Annotated in this window: 18 protein-coding genes; 4 read left to right on the top strand and 14 right to left on the bottom strand. The window is 63.2% G+C overall.

From position 1 onward, the window contains the following. Positions 1-354: an MGMT family protein gene (locus tag KI241_RS05725; RefSeq protein WP_042732365.1), complete on the bottom strand. Its 354-nt coding sequence runs from the start codon at positions 352-354 to the stop codon at positions 1-3. Between the two features lie 161 nt (positions 355-515). Here KI241_RS05725 and KI241_RS05730 point away from each other — a divergent pair, with 161 nt between their 5' ends. Then, the gene (locus KI241_RS05730; RefSeq protein WP_042732366.1) at positions 516-1,523 is read left to right on the top strand and encodes a DUF481 domain-containing protein; all 1,008 of its coding nucleotides are present in this window, start codon (positions 516-518) and stop codon (positions 1,521-1,523) included. 198 nt (positions 1,524-1,721) lie between these two features. Here the strand turns inward: KI241_RS05730 and KI241_RS05735 are convergent, their stop codons facing one another. Next, the gene (locus KI241_RS05735) at positions 1,722-1,931 is read right to left on the bottom strand and encodes a cold-shock protein (protein WP_002554837.1); all 210 of its coding nucleotides are present in this window, start codon (positions 1,929-1,931) and stop codon (positions 1,722-1,724) included. A 353-nt stretch (positions 1,932-2,284) separates the two neighbouring features. Between KI241_RS05735 and dcd the strand changes: the two genes are divergently transcribed. Together dcd and KI241_RS05745 are read left to right on the top strand one after the other, a co-directional pair. Next, positions 2,285-2,851 (top strand): dCTP deaminase, encoded by a 567-nt coding sequence (gene dcd / locus KI241_RS05740; protein ID WP_016965530.1) that lies wholly within the window; start codon positions 2,285-2,287, stop codon positions 2,849-2,851. 100 nt (positions 2,852-2,951) lie between these two features. Beyond that, the gene (locus tag KI241_RS05745) at positions 2,952-3,158 is read left to right on the top strand and encodes a hypothetical protein (RefSeq protein ID WP_003184748.1); all 207 of its coding nucleotides are present in this window, start codon (positions 2,952-2,954) and stop codon (positions 3,156-3,158) included. Between the two features lie 13 nt (positions 3,159-3,171). Here the strand turns inward: KI241_RS05745 and pdeM are convergent, their stop codons facing one another. The 10 genes from pdeM to KI241_RS05795 form a co-directional block, all read right to left on the bottom strand. Continuing rightward, positions 3,172-3,828: a ligase-associated DNA damage response endonuclease PdeM gene (gene pdeM / locus KI241_RS05750; protein WP_212803458.1), complete on the bottom strand. Its 657-nt coding sequence runs from the start codon at positions 3,826-3,828 to the stop codon at positions 3,172-3,174. After that, a complete protein-coding gene (locus tag KI241_RS05755) occupies positions 3,828-6,314 on the bottom strand; it encodes a ligase-associated DNA damage response DEXH box helicase (RefSeq protein WP_212803459.1) in 2,487 nt (828 codons plus the stop codon). Before KI241_RS05755 ends, pdeM begins: the two co-directional genes overlap by 1 nt. A 256-nt stretch (positions 6,315-6,570) precedes the next feature. Next, positions 6,571-7,335, bottom strand: coding sequence for an ATP-binding cassette domain-containing protein (locus KI241_RS05760; protein WP_042731524.1), 765 nt, complete (start codon positions 7,333-7,335; stop codon positions 6,571-6,573). Between the two features lie 13 nt (positions 7,336-7,348). Then, positions 7,349-8,467 carry a succinylglutamate desuccinylase/aspartoacylase family protein gene (locus tag KI241_RS05765; protein ID WP_042731523.1) on the bottom strand — a complete coding sequence of 373 codons (1,119 nt, stop codon included), beginning with the start codon at positions 8,465-8,467 and terminating at the stop codon, positions 7,349-7,351. A 26-nt stretch (positions 8,468-8,493) separates the two neighbouring features. Beyond that, positions 8,494-9,204 (bottom strand): ABC transporter permease, encoded by a 711-nt coding sequence (locus KI241_RS05770; protein WP_042731522.1) that lies wholly within the window; start codon positions 9,202-9,204, stop codon positions 8,494-8,496. Beyond that, positions 9,201-9,929, bottom strand: coding sequence for an ABC transporter permease (locus KI241_RS05775; RefSeq protein ID WP_042731521.1), 729 nt, complete (start codon positions 9,927-9,929; stop codon positions 9,201-9,203). The genes KI241_RS05770 and KI241_RS05775 overlap by 4 nt, the downstream gene beginning before the upstream one ends. A gap of 58 nt (positions 9,930-9,987) precedes the next feature. After that, positions 9,988-10,770, bottom strand: a complete 783-nt coding sequence (locus KI241_RS05780; protein WP_042731520.1) for a transporter substrate-binding domain-containing protein — start codon at positions 10,768-10,770, stop codon at positions 9,988-9,990. A gap of 403 nt (positions 10,771-11,173) precedes the next feature. Beyond that, a complete protein-coding gene (locus KI241_RS05785; protein WP_212803460.1) occupies positions 11,174-12,862 on the bottom strand; it encodes an ATP-dependent DNA ligase in 1,689 nt (562 codons plus the stop codon). After that, entirely contained in the window at positions 12,859-13,890 is a 1,032-nt protein-coding gene (locus tag KI241_RS05790) for a ligase-associated DNA damage response exonuclease (protein ID WP_042731518.1), read from the bottom strand. Before KI241_RS05790 ends, KI241_RS05785 begins: the two co-directional genes overlap by 4 nt. Before the next feature lie 246 nt (positions 13,891-14,136). After that, complete coding sequence (locus KI241_RS05795; protein ID WP_123579565.1) at positions 14,137-16,587, bottom strand: penicillin acylase family protein; 2,451 nt, start codon at positions 16,585-16,587, stop codon at positions 14,137-14,139. A gap of 235 nt (positions 16,588-16,822) precedes the next feature. Between KI241_RS05795 and KI241_RS05800 the strand changes: the two genes are divergently transcribed. Beyond that, complete coding sequence (locus KI241_RS05800; protein WP_123579564.1) at positions 16,823-17,380, top strand: cysteine hydrolase family protein; 558 nt, start codon at positions 16,823-16,825, stop codon at positions 17,378-17,380. A gap of 217 nt (positions 17,381-17,597) precedes the next feature. Here the strand turns inward: KI241_RS05800 and KI241_RS05805 are convergent, their stop codons facing one another. Continuing rightward, the gene (locus KI241_RS05805; protein WP_003198420.1) at positions 17,598-17,801 is read right to left on the bottom strand and encodes an SEC-C metal-binding domain-containing protein; all 204 of its coding nucleotides are present in this window, start codon (positions 17,799-17,801) and stop codon (positions 17,598-17,600) included. A 5-nt stretch (positions 17,802-17,806) separates the two neighbouring features. Next, positions 17,807-18,292, bottom strand: coding sequence for an LEA type 2 family protein (locus tag KI241_RS05810; protein WP_042732785.1), 486 nt, complete (start codon positions 18,290-18,292; stop codon positions 17,807-17,809). Positions 18,293-18,314 lie beyond the last annotated feature (22 nt).

The following is an 18,314-nucleotide window of genomic DNA, read 5'->3' on the forward strand; positions in this document are numbered from 1 at the left end:
CTAACCGCTGTGCTCTACCGGGCGCCAGCCATGGCGCTGAATATCAACACGATTGTTCAGGACACTGATCCCTTCCGTGCGCAGGCGCGCGCGTTGTTCGTCCCCTGACGCGCTGCCCACCGGCAGGCTGATCCGACCGCCGGCGCCCAGGACCCGGTGCCAGGGCAGCTTGGTGTCGTCCGGCAGTTGGCTGAGAGTGCGCCCCACCCAGCGCGCAGCCCGGCCCAGGCCCGCCATTTCAGCCAGTTGACCGTAGGTGACCACCTTGCCGGCGGGCACTTGGGCCAGGGTCAGGTACAGGGTGGTGCGGCGAATCTGGGCGGCATTCTCGGGCGCCGCTGGGGTATCGGTCACGGGTTGGATTCCTGATGAGGTAGTGCCCGTCTGTAGATTAATTCCTACAGGGACGATTGAGAAATGAACTCATTCGAAATACTCGGGTCAGTCGTTCCTAAGGTGTCGTCCTGGGGGATAATGCCGCCTTTTTATCGCAAACTTGAGCTCTTTATACGCTTATGTTGTCCAGAACCCTGCTATGCCTAGCTGTTACCAGCGCCTCCATGCCCTTGCTCGCCGACACTGTCTGGTTGAAGAACGGCGACAAGCTCAGCGGCAAGATCACCGTTTTCGATGGCGGCAAATTGCTGATCCAGACCGATTACGCCGGGGCGGTTCCCATTGATTGGAAACAGGTCAAGACCCTGGAGAGCGACCAGCAACTGCTGGTCAAACAGGATGCCTACACCGGCGAGAAGGCCAAGGCGCTGCACGCGGCCGAGGATGGCAAGGTGACGCTGGCCAATGGCGAGGCGCCCAAGACCGTCGAGCTGGCCAGTATCCAGCAGATCCTCAAGCCCAAGCCGGTGGTCGAAGACCTCGTCTGGAAAGGCAATATCGATGCCGCGCTGGATTACAAGCGCGCGGAAAACGATACCGACGATTACGACATCGACTTCAAAACCTCGGCGCGCCATGGCCGATGGCGGCATAACGCCGAAGGCGAATACAACCGCGAGTTCCAGGATGACGTGGTGTCGACCGACAACTGGCGCCTGGAATACTCCCTGGACCGGTTCCTGACGGATAAGTGGTTCTGGCAGGGGCGACTCAACTACAAGCGTGACAAGGTCGAGGACCTGGCCCGTCAACGCGTGGTGGGTACCGGTCCGGGCTACCAGTTCTGGGACGACGAGCTGGGGGCGTTCTCGCTGGGCTCGCTGCTCAACCGCACGGACTACGAGTACCGAGACGGTGGCAAGGACAACTTCTATTCCGTGGCCATGAAGTGGGACTACAACCGCTACCTGATTGGCAAGCGTGTCGAGTTCTTCACCAATGGCGAGGTGGGCAAGCCGCTGTCCGGCGTGGCCGAATACGCCTACGACGCCGAGATGGGCCTGCGCTACAAGGTCACCGATTGGGCGTCGCTCAACCTCAAGGCCGAGAAGGATGTCATCGACGGGACCGAGGACAGCGACCTGAGCAAGACCCGCTATACGGCGGGGTTTGGCGTGACCTGGTAACGCCGGCCTGAAGCCATCCTCTCCTGTGGGGGCGGGCTTGCTCGCGAAAGCGTTCGATCAGTACCTTTTATGGTGGCTGGTACAACGCTTTCGCGAGCAAGCTCGCTCCCACAGGTTTTTTATGCGCTTGAACAAAACACTCGGGCACAAAAAAGCCCCGCTTTTGAGGGCGGGGCTTTTTACTAAAGCAAGGACAAGTTAGATAACTTGTACTTCTTCAGCTTGCATGCCTTTCTGACCGCGGGTAGCGATGAAAGAAACCTGTTGGCCTTCTTTCAGGCTTTTGAAGCCGTCGGATTGGATAGCTTTGAAGTGAACGAACAGGTCGTCACCGGATTGTGGAGTGATGAAGCCGAAGCCTTTTTCATCGTTGAACCACTTAACGGTACCGGTTTGGCGATTAGACATGGTGTAACTCCTTGAACAAAGATAACTGCGACTCAGGAAGAACCCTGGCCGAGACTGAGTGCAAAGAGCAGGAAAAATTCTTGTAGATGGTTGGATCGAAATTCAACATATCGTGTAGAGATTCTCAGTGACACAAGCAGCACAGTGACGCCACCTTAACCCTTTTTCCGGAACGTGCCAATGGTCTTTGCGAAGGTTTCTCGGTTTTGGTGACTGACGGCCAAGGCGCGGGTCGCCAGCCCTTGGAAATCCCGGCGGATCGGCGAGATTTGCGTCCCGCGCTTTGAACCCGGCCCCATGCCCCGGTAAGATGCCGGACGTCTTTTTTCCACCTCGCTATTCAGGAACCCGCCATGAGCATCAAATCGGACAAGTGGATTCGCCGCATGGCGCAAGAGCACGGCATGATCGAGCCCTTCGTCGAGCGCCAGATGCGTGGCGAAGGCCCCGACCGGCTGATTTCCTTCGGCGTCTCCAGCTATGGCTACGACGTGCGCTGCGCCGACGAATTCAAGGTGTTCACCAACATCAATTCGGCCACCGTCGATCCGAAGAATTTCGATGAGAAAAGCTTCGTCGACATCAAGAGCGACGTTTGCATCATCCCGCCGAACTCCTTCGCCCTGGCCCGTACCGTCGAGTACTTCCGCATTCCGCGCAATGTCCTGACCATCTGCCTGGGCAAGAGCACCTATGCTCGCTGCGGCATCATCGTCAACGTCACGCCGCTGGAACCCGAGTGGGAAGGCCACGTCACCCTGGAATTCTCCAACACCACGACCCTGCCGGCGAAAATCTATGCCAACGAGGGTGTGGCGCAGATGTTGTTCCTCGAATCCGATGAGGAGTGCGAAGTGTCCTACAAGGACCGTGGCGGCAAGTACCAGGGCCAGCGCGGCGTGACACTGCCGCGGACCTGATTCTGACGAACAGTGGGAATTCCTGGGCGGGCAGACACTCTATTGGGTGTACTGCCCGTTTTTGCGTCAGCGAAACGGGCCTTCGCTCAGGAGTTGCTCTATGAAGATCGATCCGCGAATCAGTGCCGAACTGGCAAGGCTTGAGCCCAATCAGATTGGCGTCATGGCCTGGTCATTGCTGGCCCATCCCGTTGAAGCGGCGGGTGGTATCCCCGGCCAGCCTGATCCCGATACTCCCAACGAACAGCCCACCGAGCCCGGCGAGCCCACCCTGCCGGATGAGCCGCCTCCAGCGCCCGTTGCCTGATCCGTATGGCCCGTCAATTGACGGGCCATACTTCGTTATCGCCAATGACGAAAATCCTGCAATCGTTGTCCTGCTCGACCCGATAGCCCCCCGTGAACGCGCCGAAGGCCGGTAGCAGGCTGATGTCGCTGCCCAGCCGGAAGCAGGCCAGGCGCAAGCGTTGCCGGCCCTTGCCCCTCAAGTGATAGACCGGATGCACATGCCCGGCCAGGACGTGTCGGCTGGGATGGGGATCGGGTTCGTGCTGTACGGCGAAAGGGCCCAGCAGCAAAGGCTCCGGCACCACGCGGATGTTCAGCGCGGCGGGCGGGTCGCCGGCCCGCTTGTCATGGTTGCCGCGAATCAGCGTCATCGCCAGTTGCGGATGCTTGCCGCGCCAGTCGGCCAGGGCGTTGAGGGTGCCTGGCGCGTGGGAGCCCGGGCCGTGGAGAAAATCCCCGAGGAAGATCAACTGCCGGCAGGGCAGGCGCGCCAGCAGGTCATCCAGAACCTCGATGTTGCTGGCGGTGGTTCCATGGGGCACCGGCTGGCCGAGGCTGCGGTAGGCGGCGGCCTTGCCGAAATGCATGTCGGCCACCATCAGGGTTTCCTGGGCGGGCCAGTAGACGGCTTTTTCCGGCAGCAGCCAGAGTGCTTCACCGGCCAGGTTGACGGGGTAGGGCGCGGGCATCAGGCGTCACCGCGATCGGCGGTTTTTTCGAGCTCGCTCACCATCCGGCGGATGCGATCGGCGAGTTTTTCCGAGCTCATGCTTTCCCTGAAACGCTCCACCAACAGCGGGAATCCCAGCGGGGTAGGGCGCTTGATGACATGCAGGTCCAGCGTCAAGGCGTTGAGGCGTTCCAAGGTCTGCTCCAGTCGACGGATATCCAATTCTTCACGCAAGACTTCTTCCCCGGCCTGGGCCAGCAGCAGGTTGTCGGCGTCGTATTGCTTGAACACTTGAAAGAACAGGCCACTGGAGGCCTGGACTTGGCGCGTGCTCTTGGGCGCGCCGGGGTAACCGGCGAATACCAGCCCGGCGATGCGGGCAATTTCACGAAAGCGGCGCAAGGCCAGCTCGCCGGCGTTCAGGCTGGCGAGTACGTCGGCCAGCAGGTGATCAGTGCTCAACAGCCCAGGCGTCAGGCACACCGACCAGTCCACCGGCGTGGCACTGAGCAGTTCCAGGCCGTAATCGTTCACGGCAATGGAAAACGTCACCGGCTGTTGCCGGCTCACCCGCCAGGCCAGCAGGCTCGCCAGCCCCAGATGAACCTGGCGGCCGGCGAACGGGTACAGGAACAGGTGCCAGCCTTCCCGGGACTTGAGCGCCTCCGCCAGCAGCGAGCCCTGCGTGGGCAAGCCGGACCAGCGTTGTTGCGTCAATAGCAACGGCTTCACGGCTTGCATCTCCGGGCCTTCGAAACGGCTCTGGGCCGCTTCGCTCAGGCGGGCCACGACAGCAGCGGCCAGTTCACTGGAAAGCGGCATGCGCCCGCCGTTCCAGCGCGGCACGGCGGCTTTTTTTGCCTGGCTGCGGCGCACATAGGCGGTCATGTCTTCGACCCGGACCAGTTCCAGCAGGCGCCCGGCGAACAGAAAGCCGTCACCGGGCCGCAAGCGGGCGATGAAGCCTTCTTCCACGCTGCCCAGGGTCTTGCCGCCACCACCCTTGCTCCAGAATTTCAATTGCAGGCTGGCATCGCTGACGATGGTGCCGATGCTCATGCGATGGCGCCGGGCCAAGCGGGCGTCGGGGACCCGCCAGATGCCGTGCTCATCCGGTTCGACCCGACGGTAGTCGGGGTAGGCGGTCAACGACAGGCCGCCGTGGCGCACGAAGGCCAGCGCCCAGGCCCATTCGGCCGGGTTCAGGTCGCGATAGGCCCAGGCGCCGCGCACTTCCTCGAACAGCGCTTCGGGCACGAAACCGCCGCCCAGGGCCATGCTGACCAGGTGTTGCACCAGCACGTCCAGGGGTTTGTGGGGCGATTCGCGGGGCTCGATACGCCGTTGGGCCACGGCGTCCTGGGCGGCAGCGGCCTCGATCAACTCCAGGCTGTGGGTCGGCACCAGGGTGACCCGTGAGGTCCGTCCCGGCGCATGGCCGGAGCGTCCAGCCCGTTGCATCAGCCGGGCCACGCCCTTGGCCGAGCCGATCTGCAGCACCCGTTCCACCGGCAGGAAATCCACCCCCAGGTCGAGGCTGGAGGTGCAGACCACCGCCTTGAGCTGGCCTTCCTTCAGTGCGCGTTCCACCCAATCCCGGGTGTCGCGGGACAGCGAACTGTGGTGCAGGGCGATCAGCCCGGCCCAGTCGGGCCTGGTTTCAAGGATAGCCTGGTACCAGATTTCCGATTGGGCGCGGGTGTTGGTGAAGACCAGGCAACTGCTGCTGGCGTCGATCTCTGCCACCACTTGGGGCAGCATCTTCAGGCCGATATGCCCGGCCCAGGGAAAGCGTTCCAAGGTAGGCGGCAGCAGGGTGTCGACCCGCAGGGCCTTGCTGTCGGCGCCCTGCACGTTGATCCCATCGCCCCGGGGGATCAACACCTGCTCGGCGTGTTCCTGATTCCCCAGCGTGGCGGACACGCCCCAGACGATTAGGTCGGGATGCCAGTGGCGCAAACGGGCCAGCGCCAATTGCAACTGCACGCCACGCTTGTTGCCGATCAACTCGTGCCATTCATCCACCACCACCATGCGCAGCGTCGATGTGGCCGCCTGGGCATCGGCGCGGGCGAGCATCAGCGTCAGGCTCTCGGGCGTGGTGATCAGGGCCGTGGGCAGGCGCCGGCTTTGCCGGGCCCGCTCGCTGGCACCGGTGTCGCCGGTCCGCAGGCCGACGCTCCAGGGCAGTTGCAAATCCACCAACGGCGCTTCGAGGGCCTTGCCGGTGTCGGCGGCCAGGGCGCGCATCGGCGTGATCCACAGCACTGTCAGCGGTTCGGCCGGCGGTTTGCGCTTGCGCGGCTTGTCGGGCGGTGGCGCGGGGCGGGCGAAGCGGTTGAGGGCCGCGAACCAGACGGCGTAGGTCTTGCCGGCACCGGTGCTGGCGTGCAGCAACCCGGACTCCCCTCGCTTGACCGCGGTCCACACCTGTTTCTGAAAGGCGAACGGTTTCCAGCCCCGGGCACTGAACCACTGTCTTGCGAAGTCGTTGGATGTCGCCATGCCTGCCGCGCGCGCCCTGGAAGTCCTGTTTCAAAGACCACGGCGGCGGTGGAAAGGTTTAATGCTTCCTGCGTGGCGGAGAGCTCCGGCAATTTCCAGCCACAACAAAGGACCTGTGGCGAGGGGATTTATCCCCGTTGGATTGCGAAGCAATCCCAAACGCTTCGCGGCGGAGCGGTCCTGAAGCGAGTGCTTTGCACTCGAACGGGGACAAATCCCCTCGCCACAGGACTGTGTTCCAAACCAACAGAGTGAATTACTTCAGGTTGCCACTGAGAAACTGCTTGAGCCGTTCGCTCTTGGGGTTGCCCAGCACGTCTTCCGGCGCGCCTTCCTCTTCCACCAGGCCCTGGTGCAGGAACAGCACCTGGTTGGAGACTTTGCGGGCGAAGCTCATTTCGTGGGTCACCATGATCATGGTCCGGCCTTCCTCGGCCAGGCCCTGGATCACCTTCAGGACTTCACCCACCAGCTCCGGGTCCAGCGCCGAGGTGGGCTCGTCGAACAGCATCACCTCCGGCTCCATCGCCAGGGCGCGGGCGATGGCCACGCGCTGTTGCTGGCCGCCGGAGAGGAACGCCGGGTACTGCTCGGCGACTCGCGCGGGCAGGCCGACCTTGTCCAGGTAGCGACGGGCACGGGCCTCGGCTTCCTGCCGGTCGACCCCCAGCACCCGGCGTGGCGCCATGGTGATGTTTTCCAGCACGGTCATGTGGCTCCACAGGTTGAAGTGCTGGAACACCATGGCCAGGCGTGTGCGGATGCGCTGCAGTTCATCGGCATCGGCCACGTGCATGCCGTGGCGGTCCTTGATCATCTGGACTGCCTGGCCGTCCAGGCTCATGGCGCCGTCGTTGGGTTGCTCCAGGAAGTTGATGCAGCGCAGGAAGGTACTCTTGCCCGAGCCGCTGGCGCCGATCAGGCTGATGACGTCGCCGGTCTTGGCCTTGAGCGAAACGCCTTTGAGCACCTCGTGTTCGCCGTAGCTTTTGTGCAGGCCTTCGATGGTCAGTTTGTACATGGAACAGGCATCCTCAAGGCGAAAGTAGGTAGCCGCTGCGGTAGGCTTCGGCACCGGCGACATGGGCGATCACCATGCCGGCGGTGGCCATGCGGCGCAGCGAACGGGCGTACATGAGCCCGGCGTTACGGCAATGAACGGGGGTGACGGTGTCGTTGATCGGGTCGATGATTTCCGCGATCAACTGGCCCGCCTCCAGGTATTCGCCAGGCAGTGCGCTGTAGACCAGCAGGCCACCCACGGGCGTCGCCACCGGCTCGACACCGGCCAGCGGCGTGGCGGGATAGGGCAGCTCGGGCATGGGCATCGGTTCGCCGTCGATGGCGCCGAAGCGGATCAGGTATTCGATCAGCGCCTGGCAGTCGAGGCTCGCCAACCCATGGTTGACGTCGCCCTGGCCGCGCAATTCCACGGTGACCGAAAAGCTGCCCAGGGGGATCTCGAACCGCTCGCCGAAGCGTTCCTTGAGTTGCCACCAGAGCAGGGTGAAGCACTCGTCGAACGACTGGCCGCCCGAATCAGTGGCCAGCAGGCTGGCCTCGGCGCCGATGTAGCGGGCCAGCGGCTCGACCTGCGGCCAGGCTTGCGGGGTGGTGTACAGGTGGGCCACGGCTTCGAAGTCGCAGTGCAGGTCCAGCACCATGTCGGCGTCGCAGGCCAGCCGCTGCAGCGCCAGGCGCAGCGATTGCAACTGCGTGCCGGCGGTCTGCCGGGCGAGGGCATCGCGGAGGCTGGTGCGGATCAGCATCAGGTTGTGCTGCGGATCGTCGGTGAGCAGTTCTTCGATTTCGTTGCCGATCTCTTCGCTCAGGTCGACGAAGCGGCGGTTGAAGTTTTGCCCGCTCTCCGTTTCGTAGCGACCCAGCGGCACGTCCATCAGCACTTGTTCAAGGCCGACGGGGTTGGCGACCGGCACCAGCACGATCTCGTAGCGCAGGTGGCCCGACGCTTCGAGTTCCGCCAGGCGCTGCTTGAGGTGCCAGGCCACCAGCATGCCGGGCAGTTCATCGGCGTGCAGGGACGACTGGATGTAGATTTTGCCGGCGGCTTTTTCCGGGCCGAAGTGAAAGCTGTGGATCTTGCGTGCGGTCCCCGGTACGGGGGCCTGCAGGTCATGGATCTGGTGGCGCATGTGGGTGTATGTCCTGGAACAGGGCCCTAGTGGGTCGGCCCGAGAAAGGCCAGCCATCGGCGTTCGGCGAGGCGGAAGAGGCCTACCAGTGCGAAGGTGACCGTCAGGTAGATCAGTGCGGCGATCCCGAATGACTGGAACGTCAGGAACGTCGCCGAGTTGGCGTCCCGGGCCACTTTCAGCACGTCAGGAACGGTAGCGGTGAATGCCACGGTCGTCGAGTGCAGCATCAAAATCACTTCGTTGCTGTAGTACGGCAGCGAGCGCCGCAACGCCGACGGCATGATCACGTAGGTGTACAGCTTCCAGCCGGTCAGGCCGTAGGCCTTGGCCGCTTCCACTTCCCCGTGGTTCATGCTGCGAATCGCCCCGGCGAAGATCTCCGTGGTGTAGGCGCAGGTGTTCAGGGCGAAGGCAAGGATCGTGCAATTCATGGCGTCGCGAAAGAAGCTGTCGAGCACGGGCTGGGCGCGTACCGCCGCGATGCTGTAGATGCCGGTGTAGCAGATCAGCAACTGGATGTAGAGCGGCGTGCCCCGGAACAGGTACGTGTAGAACTGCACCGGCCAGCGTATGGACCGCTTGGGCGAAACCCGGGCGATGGACAGCGGGATCGACACCACGAAGCCGATCAGCAGCGAGGCGCTGAGCAACCACAGGGTCATCGCCAGGCCGGTGACGTTGACGCCGTCGCTGTAGAGGAACGGTCGCCAGTACTCCTGCAAGAGTTCGATCATCGCACGGCCTCCCGGGCTCCGGCGGCGTAGCGGCGTTCAAGCCGGCGCAGGATGAAGTTGGAGGCGCTGGTGATCAACAGGTAGATCAATGCCGCCAGTACCAGGAAATAGAACAGTTGGTAGGTGCTCTTGCCGGCATCCTGGGCCGCCTTGACCAGGTCTGCCAGGCCAATGATCGACACCAGGGCGGTGGCCTTGAGCATCACCATCCAGTTATTGCCGATACCCGGCAGGGCGAAGCGCATCATTTGTGGAAACACCACGAAGCGAAACCGCTGGCCTCGCTTGAGGCCGTACGCGGTGGCGGCTTCGACCTGGCCCCTGGGCACCGCGAGGATCGCGCCGCGAAAGGTCTCGGTGAAGTACGCGCCGTAAATGAAGCCCAGGGTAATCACCCCGGCGCCGAATGGGTTGATCTCGATGTATTCCCATTCCATGAAGTCGGTAAAGGAGGTCAGCCAGGTTTGCAGGCTGTAGAAAATCAGCAGCATCAACACCAGGTCCGGCACGCCGCGAATCAATGTGGTGTAGAGCTGGGCAGGAATTCGCAACAGTTTGACGCTGGACAGCTTGGCACTGGCGCCCAGCAACCCGAGCACGACGCTCAGCAGCAGGGACAGGGCCGCCAGCTTGATGGTCATCCAGGTGCCCTGCATCAGCAGCGGGCCAAAGCCCTGCAGGCTGAAGGCCGAGAGCCCCAGATTTTGTAGGAGTTGTTCGAACATGGAAAATTGCCTTTGGCAGGAAAAAAGCGCCCACCCGGAACCGGATGGGCGCAGCGCATTATTTGCCGCTGTACAGATTCAGATCGCCAAAGTGTTTTTTCTGGATTTCAGCGTATTTGCCGTCGTCGTGTAACGCTTTGATACCTTTATCCAAAAGCGCCTTCAGCTCGCTGTTACCTTTCTTGATACCGATGGCGGTCTTGGCCGGCAGCAGTTCGCTGTCCACCGGCTTGCTGATTTCATAGTCGGCGCCTTTAGGCGATTTCAGAAAGCCCAGCTCCGCCTGCAGCATGTCCTGGATGGCCGCATCGAGACGGCCGGAGGTCAGGTCGGCATAGACCTGGTCCTGGTTCTGGTAGGCCTGGGTCTTGACGCCGGCCTTGTCCAGCACGGCTTTGGCATAGGCTTCCTGGATGGTGCCTTGTTCGTAGCCGACGGTCTTGCCTTTGAGCGAGGCCTTGTCCTCGGTCAGGCCCGAGCCTTTCTTGAAGACATAGGCCGTTGGGCCGGAGAACAGTTCGCTGGAGAAGTCGATGACTTTCTCACGGGCCGGGGTCACGGTCATCGAAGAGATGACGCCGTCGAATTTATTGGCCTTGAGGCCCGGGATCATGCCGTCGAAATCGCTTTCGACCCATTTGCATTTGACCTTCAGCTCTTCGCAGATGGCATTGCCCAGGTCGATGTCGAAACCGACCAGGCTGCCGTCGGCGGCCTTGGATTCAAAGGGGGCGTAGGAAGGGTCGACACCAAAACGCAATTCCTTGTATTCCTTGGCGGTGGCGACGCCAGCAGCCATGCACAACGCCAGTGCAGAAAGGGTCAGCAGTGTTTTTTTCATTATTCAATCCCTAAAACCAATATGAGCGCCCATGGCGCGTAAGTATTGTTACCGGTGAAGGCGAGAACGGTATGACGGCATAAAGGTAGCAATTTCCGAACCAGAGTGCCGAACAAGTGTTTTAAAAGCTTTGGCAGCGGGAAGCGGAACGCGTTGGTGCGCGGGAGAGATCGTACAACAAAAAGGTGCACCGGGATGGGGCGTCAGTGGCATTGCGGTGCCTTTGTGGCGAGGGGATTTATCCCCGTTGGGCTGCGAAGTGGCCCTTAAAACAGACAACGCTTTGTATCAGGCAAATTGAGTTGTCTGGTTTGGGCCTGCTACGCAGGCCAACGGGGATAAATCCCTCGCCACATTGACAGTGGTTACCTTGGGAGTTTTTACAGGCCCGGCCCATTCAGGCTTACTTCAACAAATCCTGCAGCGTCGCCAGTGTGTCCGCTTCCTCGACAGGCTTGTCCTTGCGCCAGCGCAGCATTCTGGGGAACCGGACCGCGATTCCGCTTTTGTGGCGCTTGGACAGGGCAATGCCTTCGAAGCCCAGCTCGAACACCAGGGTCGGCGTGACGCTGCTCACCGGACCGTATTTTTCCAGGGTGGTCTTGCGCACAATGCTGTCGACCTGGCGCATTTCAGCGTCGGTCAAGCCTGAATAGGCCTTGGCGAACGGCACGAGGGTGCGGTCGCGACTGCCTGGCGGGTTGTCCCAGACCGCGAAGGTGTAGTCGCTGTAGAGGCTGGCGCGTCGACCGTGGCCGCGCTGGGCGTAGATCAGCACCGCATCGACACTGAACGGGTCGATCTTCCACTTCCACCACACCCCCATGTCCTTTGTGCGGCCGACGCCGTACAGCGCATCGCGTGCCTTGAGCATCATGCCTTCGACGCCCAGCCGGCGGGATGCTTCCCGCTGCCGGGCAAGGTCGGGCCAATCCTGGCCGGTAACCAGGGGCGAAGGCAGCAGCACCGGGCTATGGGCCCGCGCCAGCAATGCTTCCAGGCGCTCGCGGCGTTCGGCCTGGGGGCGACTGCGCCAGTCCTCGCCCTGCCACTCCAGCAGGTCGTAGGCCATCACCACCACCGGCGCGTCTTCGAGGATTTTCTTGCCCAGGGTCTTGCGGCCGATGCGTTGCTGCAACAGGGCGAACGGTTGCACCGAGGCGGACAGCGGCGCCTGCGGATCGAAGGCATCCTCGGTCAGCGGCTCCGAGGTTTTCCAGACGACGATTTCCCCGTCGATCACCGTGCCATCAGGCAAAGCCTGGGCCAATGAATGCAATTCGGGAAAACGCTCGGTCACCAGTTCTTCGCCCCGGGACCAGACCCACAGATGGCCATCGCGCTTGACCACCTGGGCGCGGATACCGTCCCACTTCCATTCCACTTGCCAGTCACTGGCCGGGCCCAGCAGGGCGTCGAATTGCTCCACCGGTGCAGACAACGCGTGGGCCAGGAAGAACGGATAAGGCTGGCCGCCGCGCTGGGCATGTTCATCGGCGGATTCGGCGGCGATCAGCTTGAGGTAAGCCGCGGCGGTCGGGCGGTGGGCCAGATCGGTGTAGCCCACCAGGCGCTGGGCCACCCGCTTGCTGTCCAGCCCGGCCAAGCCGGCCAGGGCGCGGGTGACCAACAGCTTGGACACGCCGACGCGAAAGCTGCCGGTGATGAGCTTGATGCACAGCATCAGGCTCGGTCGGTCCAGTTGCGCCCACAACGCCGGCAAGCGTTGCGCCAGCACCTCCGGGGTTTCGCCGCGCAATGGCAGCAGTTTGCGTTCGATCCACGAGGCCAGGCCTTCGTCGGAAAGGTGGGGCGACTCCGGCATGACCAACGAGATGGTTTCGGCCAGGTCGCCCACGGCCTGGTAGCTTTCCTCGAACAGCCAGGCGGACAACCCCGAGACCTGCACCGCCAACTCCCGCAGGACCTTGACCGGGACCAACTGCCGCGGGCGTCCGCCGGACAGGAAGTACACGGCCCAGGCCGCGTCCTGGGGTGAGGCCTTGGCGAAGTAGTCCTGCATGGCCGCCAGCTTGGCATTGCTGGAGGTGGTGGCGTCCAGGTCGGCATACAGCTCGGCAAAGGCTTTCATGACGCGTCCTCGTCGGCGTCGGCGGTGCTGGCCACGTCTTCCTCGTCGTCGCCGTATTCCGTGGTGAAGCCCTGGGCGTCGAGACCTTGCTCGCGCAGATGACGAACCAGTACGCCCACCGAGCCGTGCGTCACCATGACCCGTTCGGCGCCGGTCTGCTCGATGGCCCAGAGCAGGCCTGGCCAGTCGGCGTGGTCGGAGAGCACGAAGCCGCGGTCGACGCCGCGCCGCCGGCGGGTGCCGCGCAGGCGCATCCAGCCGCTGGCGAAGGCATCGCTATAGTCGCCAAAACGGCGCATCCAGGTACTGCCGCCGGCCGACGGCGGGGCGATGACCAGCGCCTGGCCCATGAGTGGATCGTTCTTTTTCACGTCGCCGGCATAGAGGGTCGGCGGCAGGTGGACGCCGGCCTCGCGGTAGACGCGGTTCAACGGTTCCACCGCGCCATGGGCGAGGATCGGCCCGAGGCTCGCATCGATGCCGTGGAGAATTCGCTGGGCCTTGCCGAAGGAATAGCAGAACAGCACGCTGGCGCGCCCCGCGGCAATGTTGGCTCGCCACCACTGGTTGATCTCGTCGAAGATCTGCGCCTGGGGTTGCCAGCGATAAATGGGCAGGCCGAAGGTCGACTCGGTGATGAAGGTGTGGCATTTCACCGGTTCGAACGGCGCGCAGGTGCCGTCGGGTTCGACCTTGTAGTCCCCTGAGGCGACCCAGACTTCGCCCCGGTGTTCCAGCCGCACCTGGGCCGACCCCAACACATGGCCGGCGGGATGAAAGCTCAGGGTCACGCCGTGATGCACCAGGCGTTCGCCATAGGGCAGGGTGTGCAGGTTGATGTCCTGGCCCAACCGCGAACGCAGGATGCCTTCGCCGGGGGCCGCGGCCAGGTAGTGCTGGTTGCCGCCGCGGGCGTGGTCGCCATGGGCGTGGGTGATGACCGAGCGTTCCACTGGACGCCAGGGGTCGATGTAGAAATCCCCGGGCGGGCAATACAGTCCTTCAGGGCGAGCAATGACAAGATCCATGCAATCACCGGGGTGATGGGCTTGTCAGGTAGAGGCGAGCGCGGGGTGAGAAGTTCTATCGGGTTTGGCGGGGCAGGCTCTTCTGTAAGGTTGAGCAAATGTGGCGAGGGGATTTATCCCCGTTGGGTTGCGCAGCGACCCTGAAAACAGACAACTCTTTGTATCAGGCAAATTGAGTTGTCTGGTTTGGGCCTGCTGCGCAGTCCAACGGGATAAATCCCCTCGCCACAGTGAGGTGCAGTGCCGCTATTTGCCCGGCACCAAGGTCAACCGCGTCTTGCCGTACGCCCGGTCGAAGTTCTGCGGTTGCAGCGGCAGGTTCTGGTACTGGCCCTTGATCCACGGGTCGATGCCATTGAGGTAGTTCGGGCTCGCCGGGTTGCCGGATTGACCGGCGCCGTCCTGGACCATCAACGGTTCAGGCTGGCCGAAGTCCACGATCAGCCTCATGGCTGGGGCCACGGCGGTGTTGAAGTCCTGTCCCCAGGCGAACGCCGCGGTGTTGAGCGTGGTGGCATCGCCGCCTGCCGCTACCGGGCCACGCACGACCTGGCCGCTGCTGTTTTTCCACGCGTAGCTGTGCAGCTTGCCCCACTGCCAGGCCTGGTGAGCACCGCCCAGTTGGCTGTCACCGGCGCTGATGGCCGCCGCCAGGCTGCGGGCGAGGATGAGCGCCTTGTCTTCTTTCTGCGGTGTGCGCACGTCGTCCCAGAACGGACTGTCCTCGCGCCCCAGCAGGTGATCGGCCTGGGCGGCGTAGGACAGTTGGCCGTTGGCAATCAGCGCTTTCCACGCCGGGCTGCTGTCCGGGCCCAGTTCGTCGAGGAAGATCTGCTTCATGCTTTCCTGCAGGAACAGCTCATAGATCGCAGCGTCAGCGGACGTCGGGCTGAGGCGGCCATCGAACGCCATCAGGCGAGTGCAGGCTTCGCGGGCCTTGGCCCGGTCGGCCACCGGCAGGGCGTCGATCGCCTGCTTGAGCGGCAGGGCCATGCCGGGGGCTTCGAAGACTTTCTTGAGCTTGGCCGCAAACGGGGTGGTCTGGTCATACTGCATGGCGCTCAGGCTACGGGCGTCGTGCTTGCCCGCGCCGGCCAGCTCGGCCAGGCGCTCGCCACGCTCCGGCGCGGCCCAGGAGTTGGACAACTGCATGCCGTAGCCATGGGGGATGACCCGCTGGTTGGCGGTGCCCAGCCAACCTTGGGCCGGGTCCTGGTCGTAGGGGTGCAGCATCGGGTCGGCGTAACCGTCCCAGTCGTAGCGCCCGTCCCAGCCTGGCGACGGCAGCAGGCCTTCACCTTCGCGGCGGTTCGGATAACGCCCGGTGACTTGCCAGCCGATATGGCTGGCGTCGGCGAAGACCAGGTTCGCGGCCATGGCCCGGATTTCCCGGCTGGCATCGGAGGCTTTCTCGGCGCTCTGCGCCCGGGACAGGTCGAAGAACGCGTCCAGGGTCTTGTCGTCGGTGAAGCTCGGCGTCTGCAAGGCCAGGCCGAAGCCATTGGCCAGGGCCGGGCCCTGGGCGCTGTTGAGCAGCGGGCCATGCCGGGTCTCGTAGACGGCTTCACGAATCGATCGCTGGCCTTTGATGAAGTAGGTTTCGTTGCGCACGGTCGCCGGCTGCCATTTGCCGTTGACCTCGTAGGACAGACCATTGCCCTGGCGTCGGATTTTTTCCAGGAACAAATCCTGGTTATCCCCCTGCACGCTGCTCATGCTCCAGGCCACCTTGCCGTTGAAACCGGCCAGGATCATCGGAATGCCCGCCACCGACAGCCCGGCTGCCTGGTACTTGGGCGCGCGGATCTGTACCGGGCTCCACAGCGCCGGCACGCCCAACGGCCCATGGCTGTCGCTGGCCAGCAGGCTCTTGCCGCTGCGGCTGCGTTGCGGGGCGATGGCCCAGTTGCTCGACGACGCAGCGCCCAGCAGGTTCATCGCGGCCAACTGGCTGCTGGCCTTGCTGATCTCGCCGAGGCCGGGCACCTGGCCATTGAGGCGGATGCCCTGGAGTTTGTCGGCCTCGGCCAGGGGCAGCGGCTCGTCCGGGTAGGACGGGCTCAGCCAGGCGAGCTTGTCGTGGCTGACCGTCTGGGCCAGCACCAGGCTGGCGATCTCTTCCGGCAGGTTGGCCGACTGGCTGAAGTTCAACAGGCAGAACATCAACGCCGAATCTTCCGGCTTCCAGTATTCGGGTTTGTAGCCGGTGGCCGCCAGGTCCGCCGGCAACTTGTCGCGGTAGCGGAACAGGTAGGCGTTGACGCCCCGGGCATAGACTTCGAAGAAGCGCTTGAGCCGCGGCGACGAGGCCTTGTACAGCTCATCGGCGTTTTTCTTCAGGTTGACGGCGCGCATGTAGCGGTCGACGTCCAGCCGCTCGGCACCGGACATCTCCGCCAGGCGCCCCTGGGCCAGCAGGCGCAGGGTCACCATCTGGCCGATGCGGTCGCTGGCGTGGACGTAGCCGAGGGAGAACAGCGCGTCGTGGAAGCTGTTGCTCTCGATCAGCGGCATGCCCATGGCATTGCGCCGAATCGAAACATTCTGTGCCAGCCCCTTGAGCGGCTGCACCCCGGAGGTGGGCGGGACAGTGTCCTGGGTGTTCCAGGACTGGCATCCGCTCAAACCGAGCACACTGGCCACTGCGGCGGCAACGCCGAGCCGGGGGATGAAGGAAATAGAGGCTGGCGAGGCCATGGCAAAGCTCCTGCGGGAGGGGGTGTCGTCAATAAAGGCGCTACGTTAGTGAGCAGGAGGGGGCCGCGCAAGCGGGGGCGAGGGTTATTTGTTGATTTGGCGATGAAAGCCCCTGCGCGGATGGAACCTTGGTGATTTCAGGGCTGGAGCGGATTGATCTTGTCTGGCGTTGCAGGTAGGAAGGGAGGACGCGCAAGGTGGGAAAGCCCAAATGACCGAGCCAGGGAGACATGGCATGGAACTACGCAACAACGCAGCCTTGATCCTCATCGATCAACAAAAAGGCATCCTCCATCCCAGGCTCGGGCCTCGCAACAACCCCGAGGCTGAGTTGCGCATGCTGGAACTGCTGGGGTTCTGGCGAGCGTCGGCGCGGCCGGTGGTGCACGTTCATCATCTGTCCCGTTCGCCGGACTCGGTGTTCTGGCCGGGGCAATCGGGCGTGGAGGTGCAGCAGCGCTTCGAGCCATTGGCGGGGGAGTGGGTGATCCACAAGGATGTGCCAGACGCTTTCTGCGCCACTCACCTGGAGGCGGATCTGCGTCGGGCGGGTGTCGAGCAACTGGTCATCGTGGGGGTGGCGACGAACAATTCGGTGGAGTCCACGGCGCGCACGGCCGGCAATCTGGGGTTCGACACCTGGGTGGCCGAAGACGCCTGCTTCACTTTCGACAAGCCCGATTATTTCGGCAACCCGCGCTCGGCCGGCGAGGTGCATGGCATGTCCCTAGGCAACCTGCATGGCGAGTATGCGACGGTGGTCAGTGTGCGGCGGATTCTGGACGCAGGCTGACCAAGGGAGGTTGGATGTGCCGGCCTCATCGCGAGCAAGCTCGCTCCCACACTGATTCTGCGGCGATCACCGGATATCGTTTCACTGCAAGATCCTGTGGGAGCGAGCTTGCTCGCGAAGAGGGCAGGCCAGGTCAAACAATGCTGGCTGACCTAGCGCTATCGCGAGCAGCTCGCACACAGGGGTCAACAGGCGAAGAAGTTCTTCGCCCGAACCCTCAAGCCCCGTGGCACTTCTTGAACTTCTTGCCATTGCCGCACGGGCACGGGTCGTTGCGACCGACGTCCTTCAGGGCGTTGCGCACCGGTTCCTGGTGAGCGTGGCCGCAGTTCGGGCCGTGGACGTGGCCGTGGTCATGATCGTGATGATGGTCGTGATCGTGGTTGCAATCAGGGCCGTGGACATGGGGTTGCTGGGTCATCGGGGTTACTCCGCAATTAAATCGGCGGCGATTATCACGCCATTGCGTTCCAGGTGCACGTAGTGGGCGATGAATAGGCCGGTTTCCAGCTCGCCCTCCAGCCGGTAGGGGATCTGTTCCCGGGGTTTTTGAAGCAGTTTCACCACGTCTCGTACCTGGGGCCACAGATTGGTGCGGATCGGCACCTTGAAATAGGCACTGTGCCTGGGTGCTACGGTGAACCAGTGCTCATGCTCGCCTTCGGTCAGCAACAGGTCGCCCAGATGGATCCGGTAAGTCAGGCCGCGCACGGTCAGGTCGCTGTCGCCGGGGTTGTCGACGCGAAAGTGCAAAGTGAACTTCTGCTCCAGCAGCCGCGCCCGCACCACCTCGACCTTGGCCAGGTGCACCTGGGGTTCGGGCGCCTGTTCACCTCGCCAGGACGCACAGCCGCCGAGCCCGATGAACAACAACAGGCAAGTGATGCGTAGCAGGTGCGTTGTCTGGGTCATGTCCGCGCCTCTGGTTTATTCC

Source organism: Pseudomonas sp. Cab53 (assembly GCF_018325965.1).
In the GTDB taxonomy this organism is placed as follows: domain Bacteria; phylum Pseudomonadota; class Gammaproteobacteria; order Pseudomonadales; family Pseudomonadaceae; genus Aquipseudomonas; species Aquipseudomonas chlororaphis_E.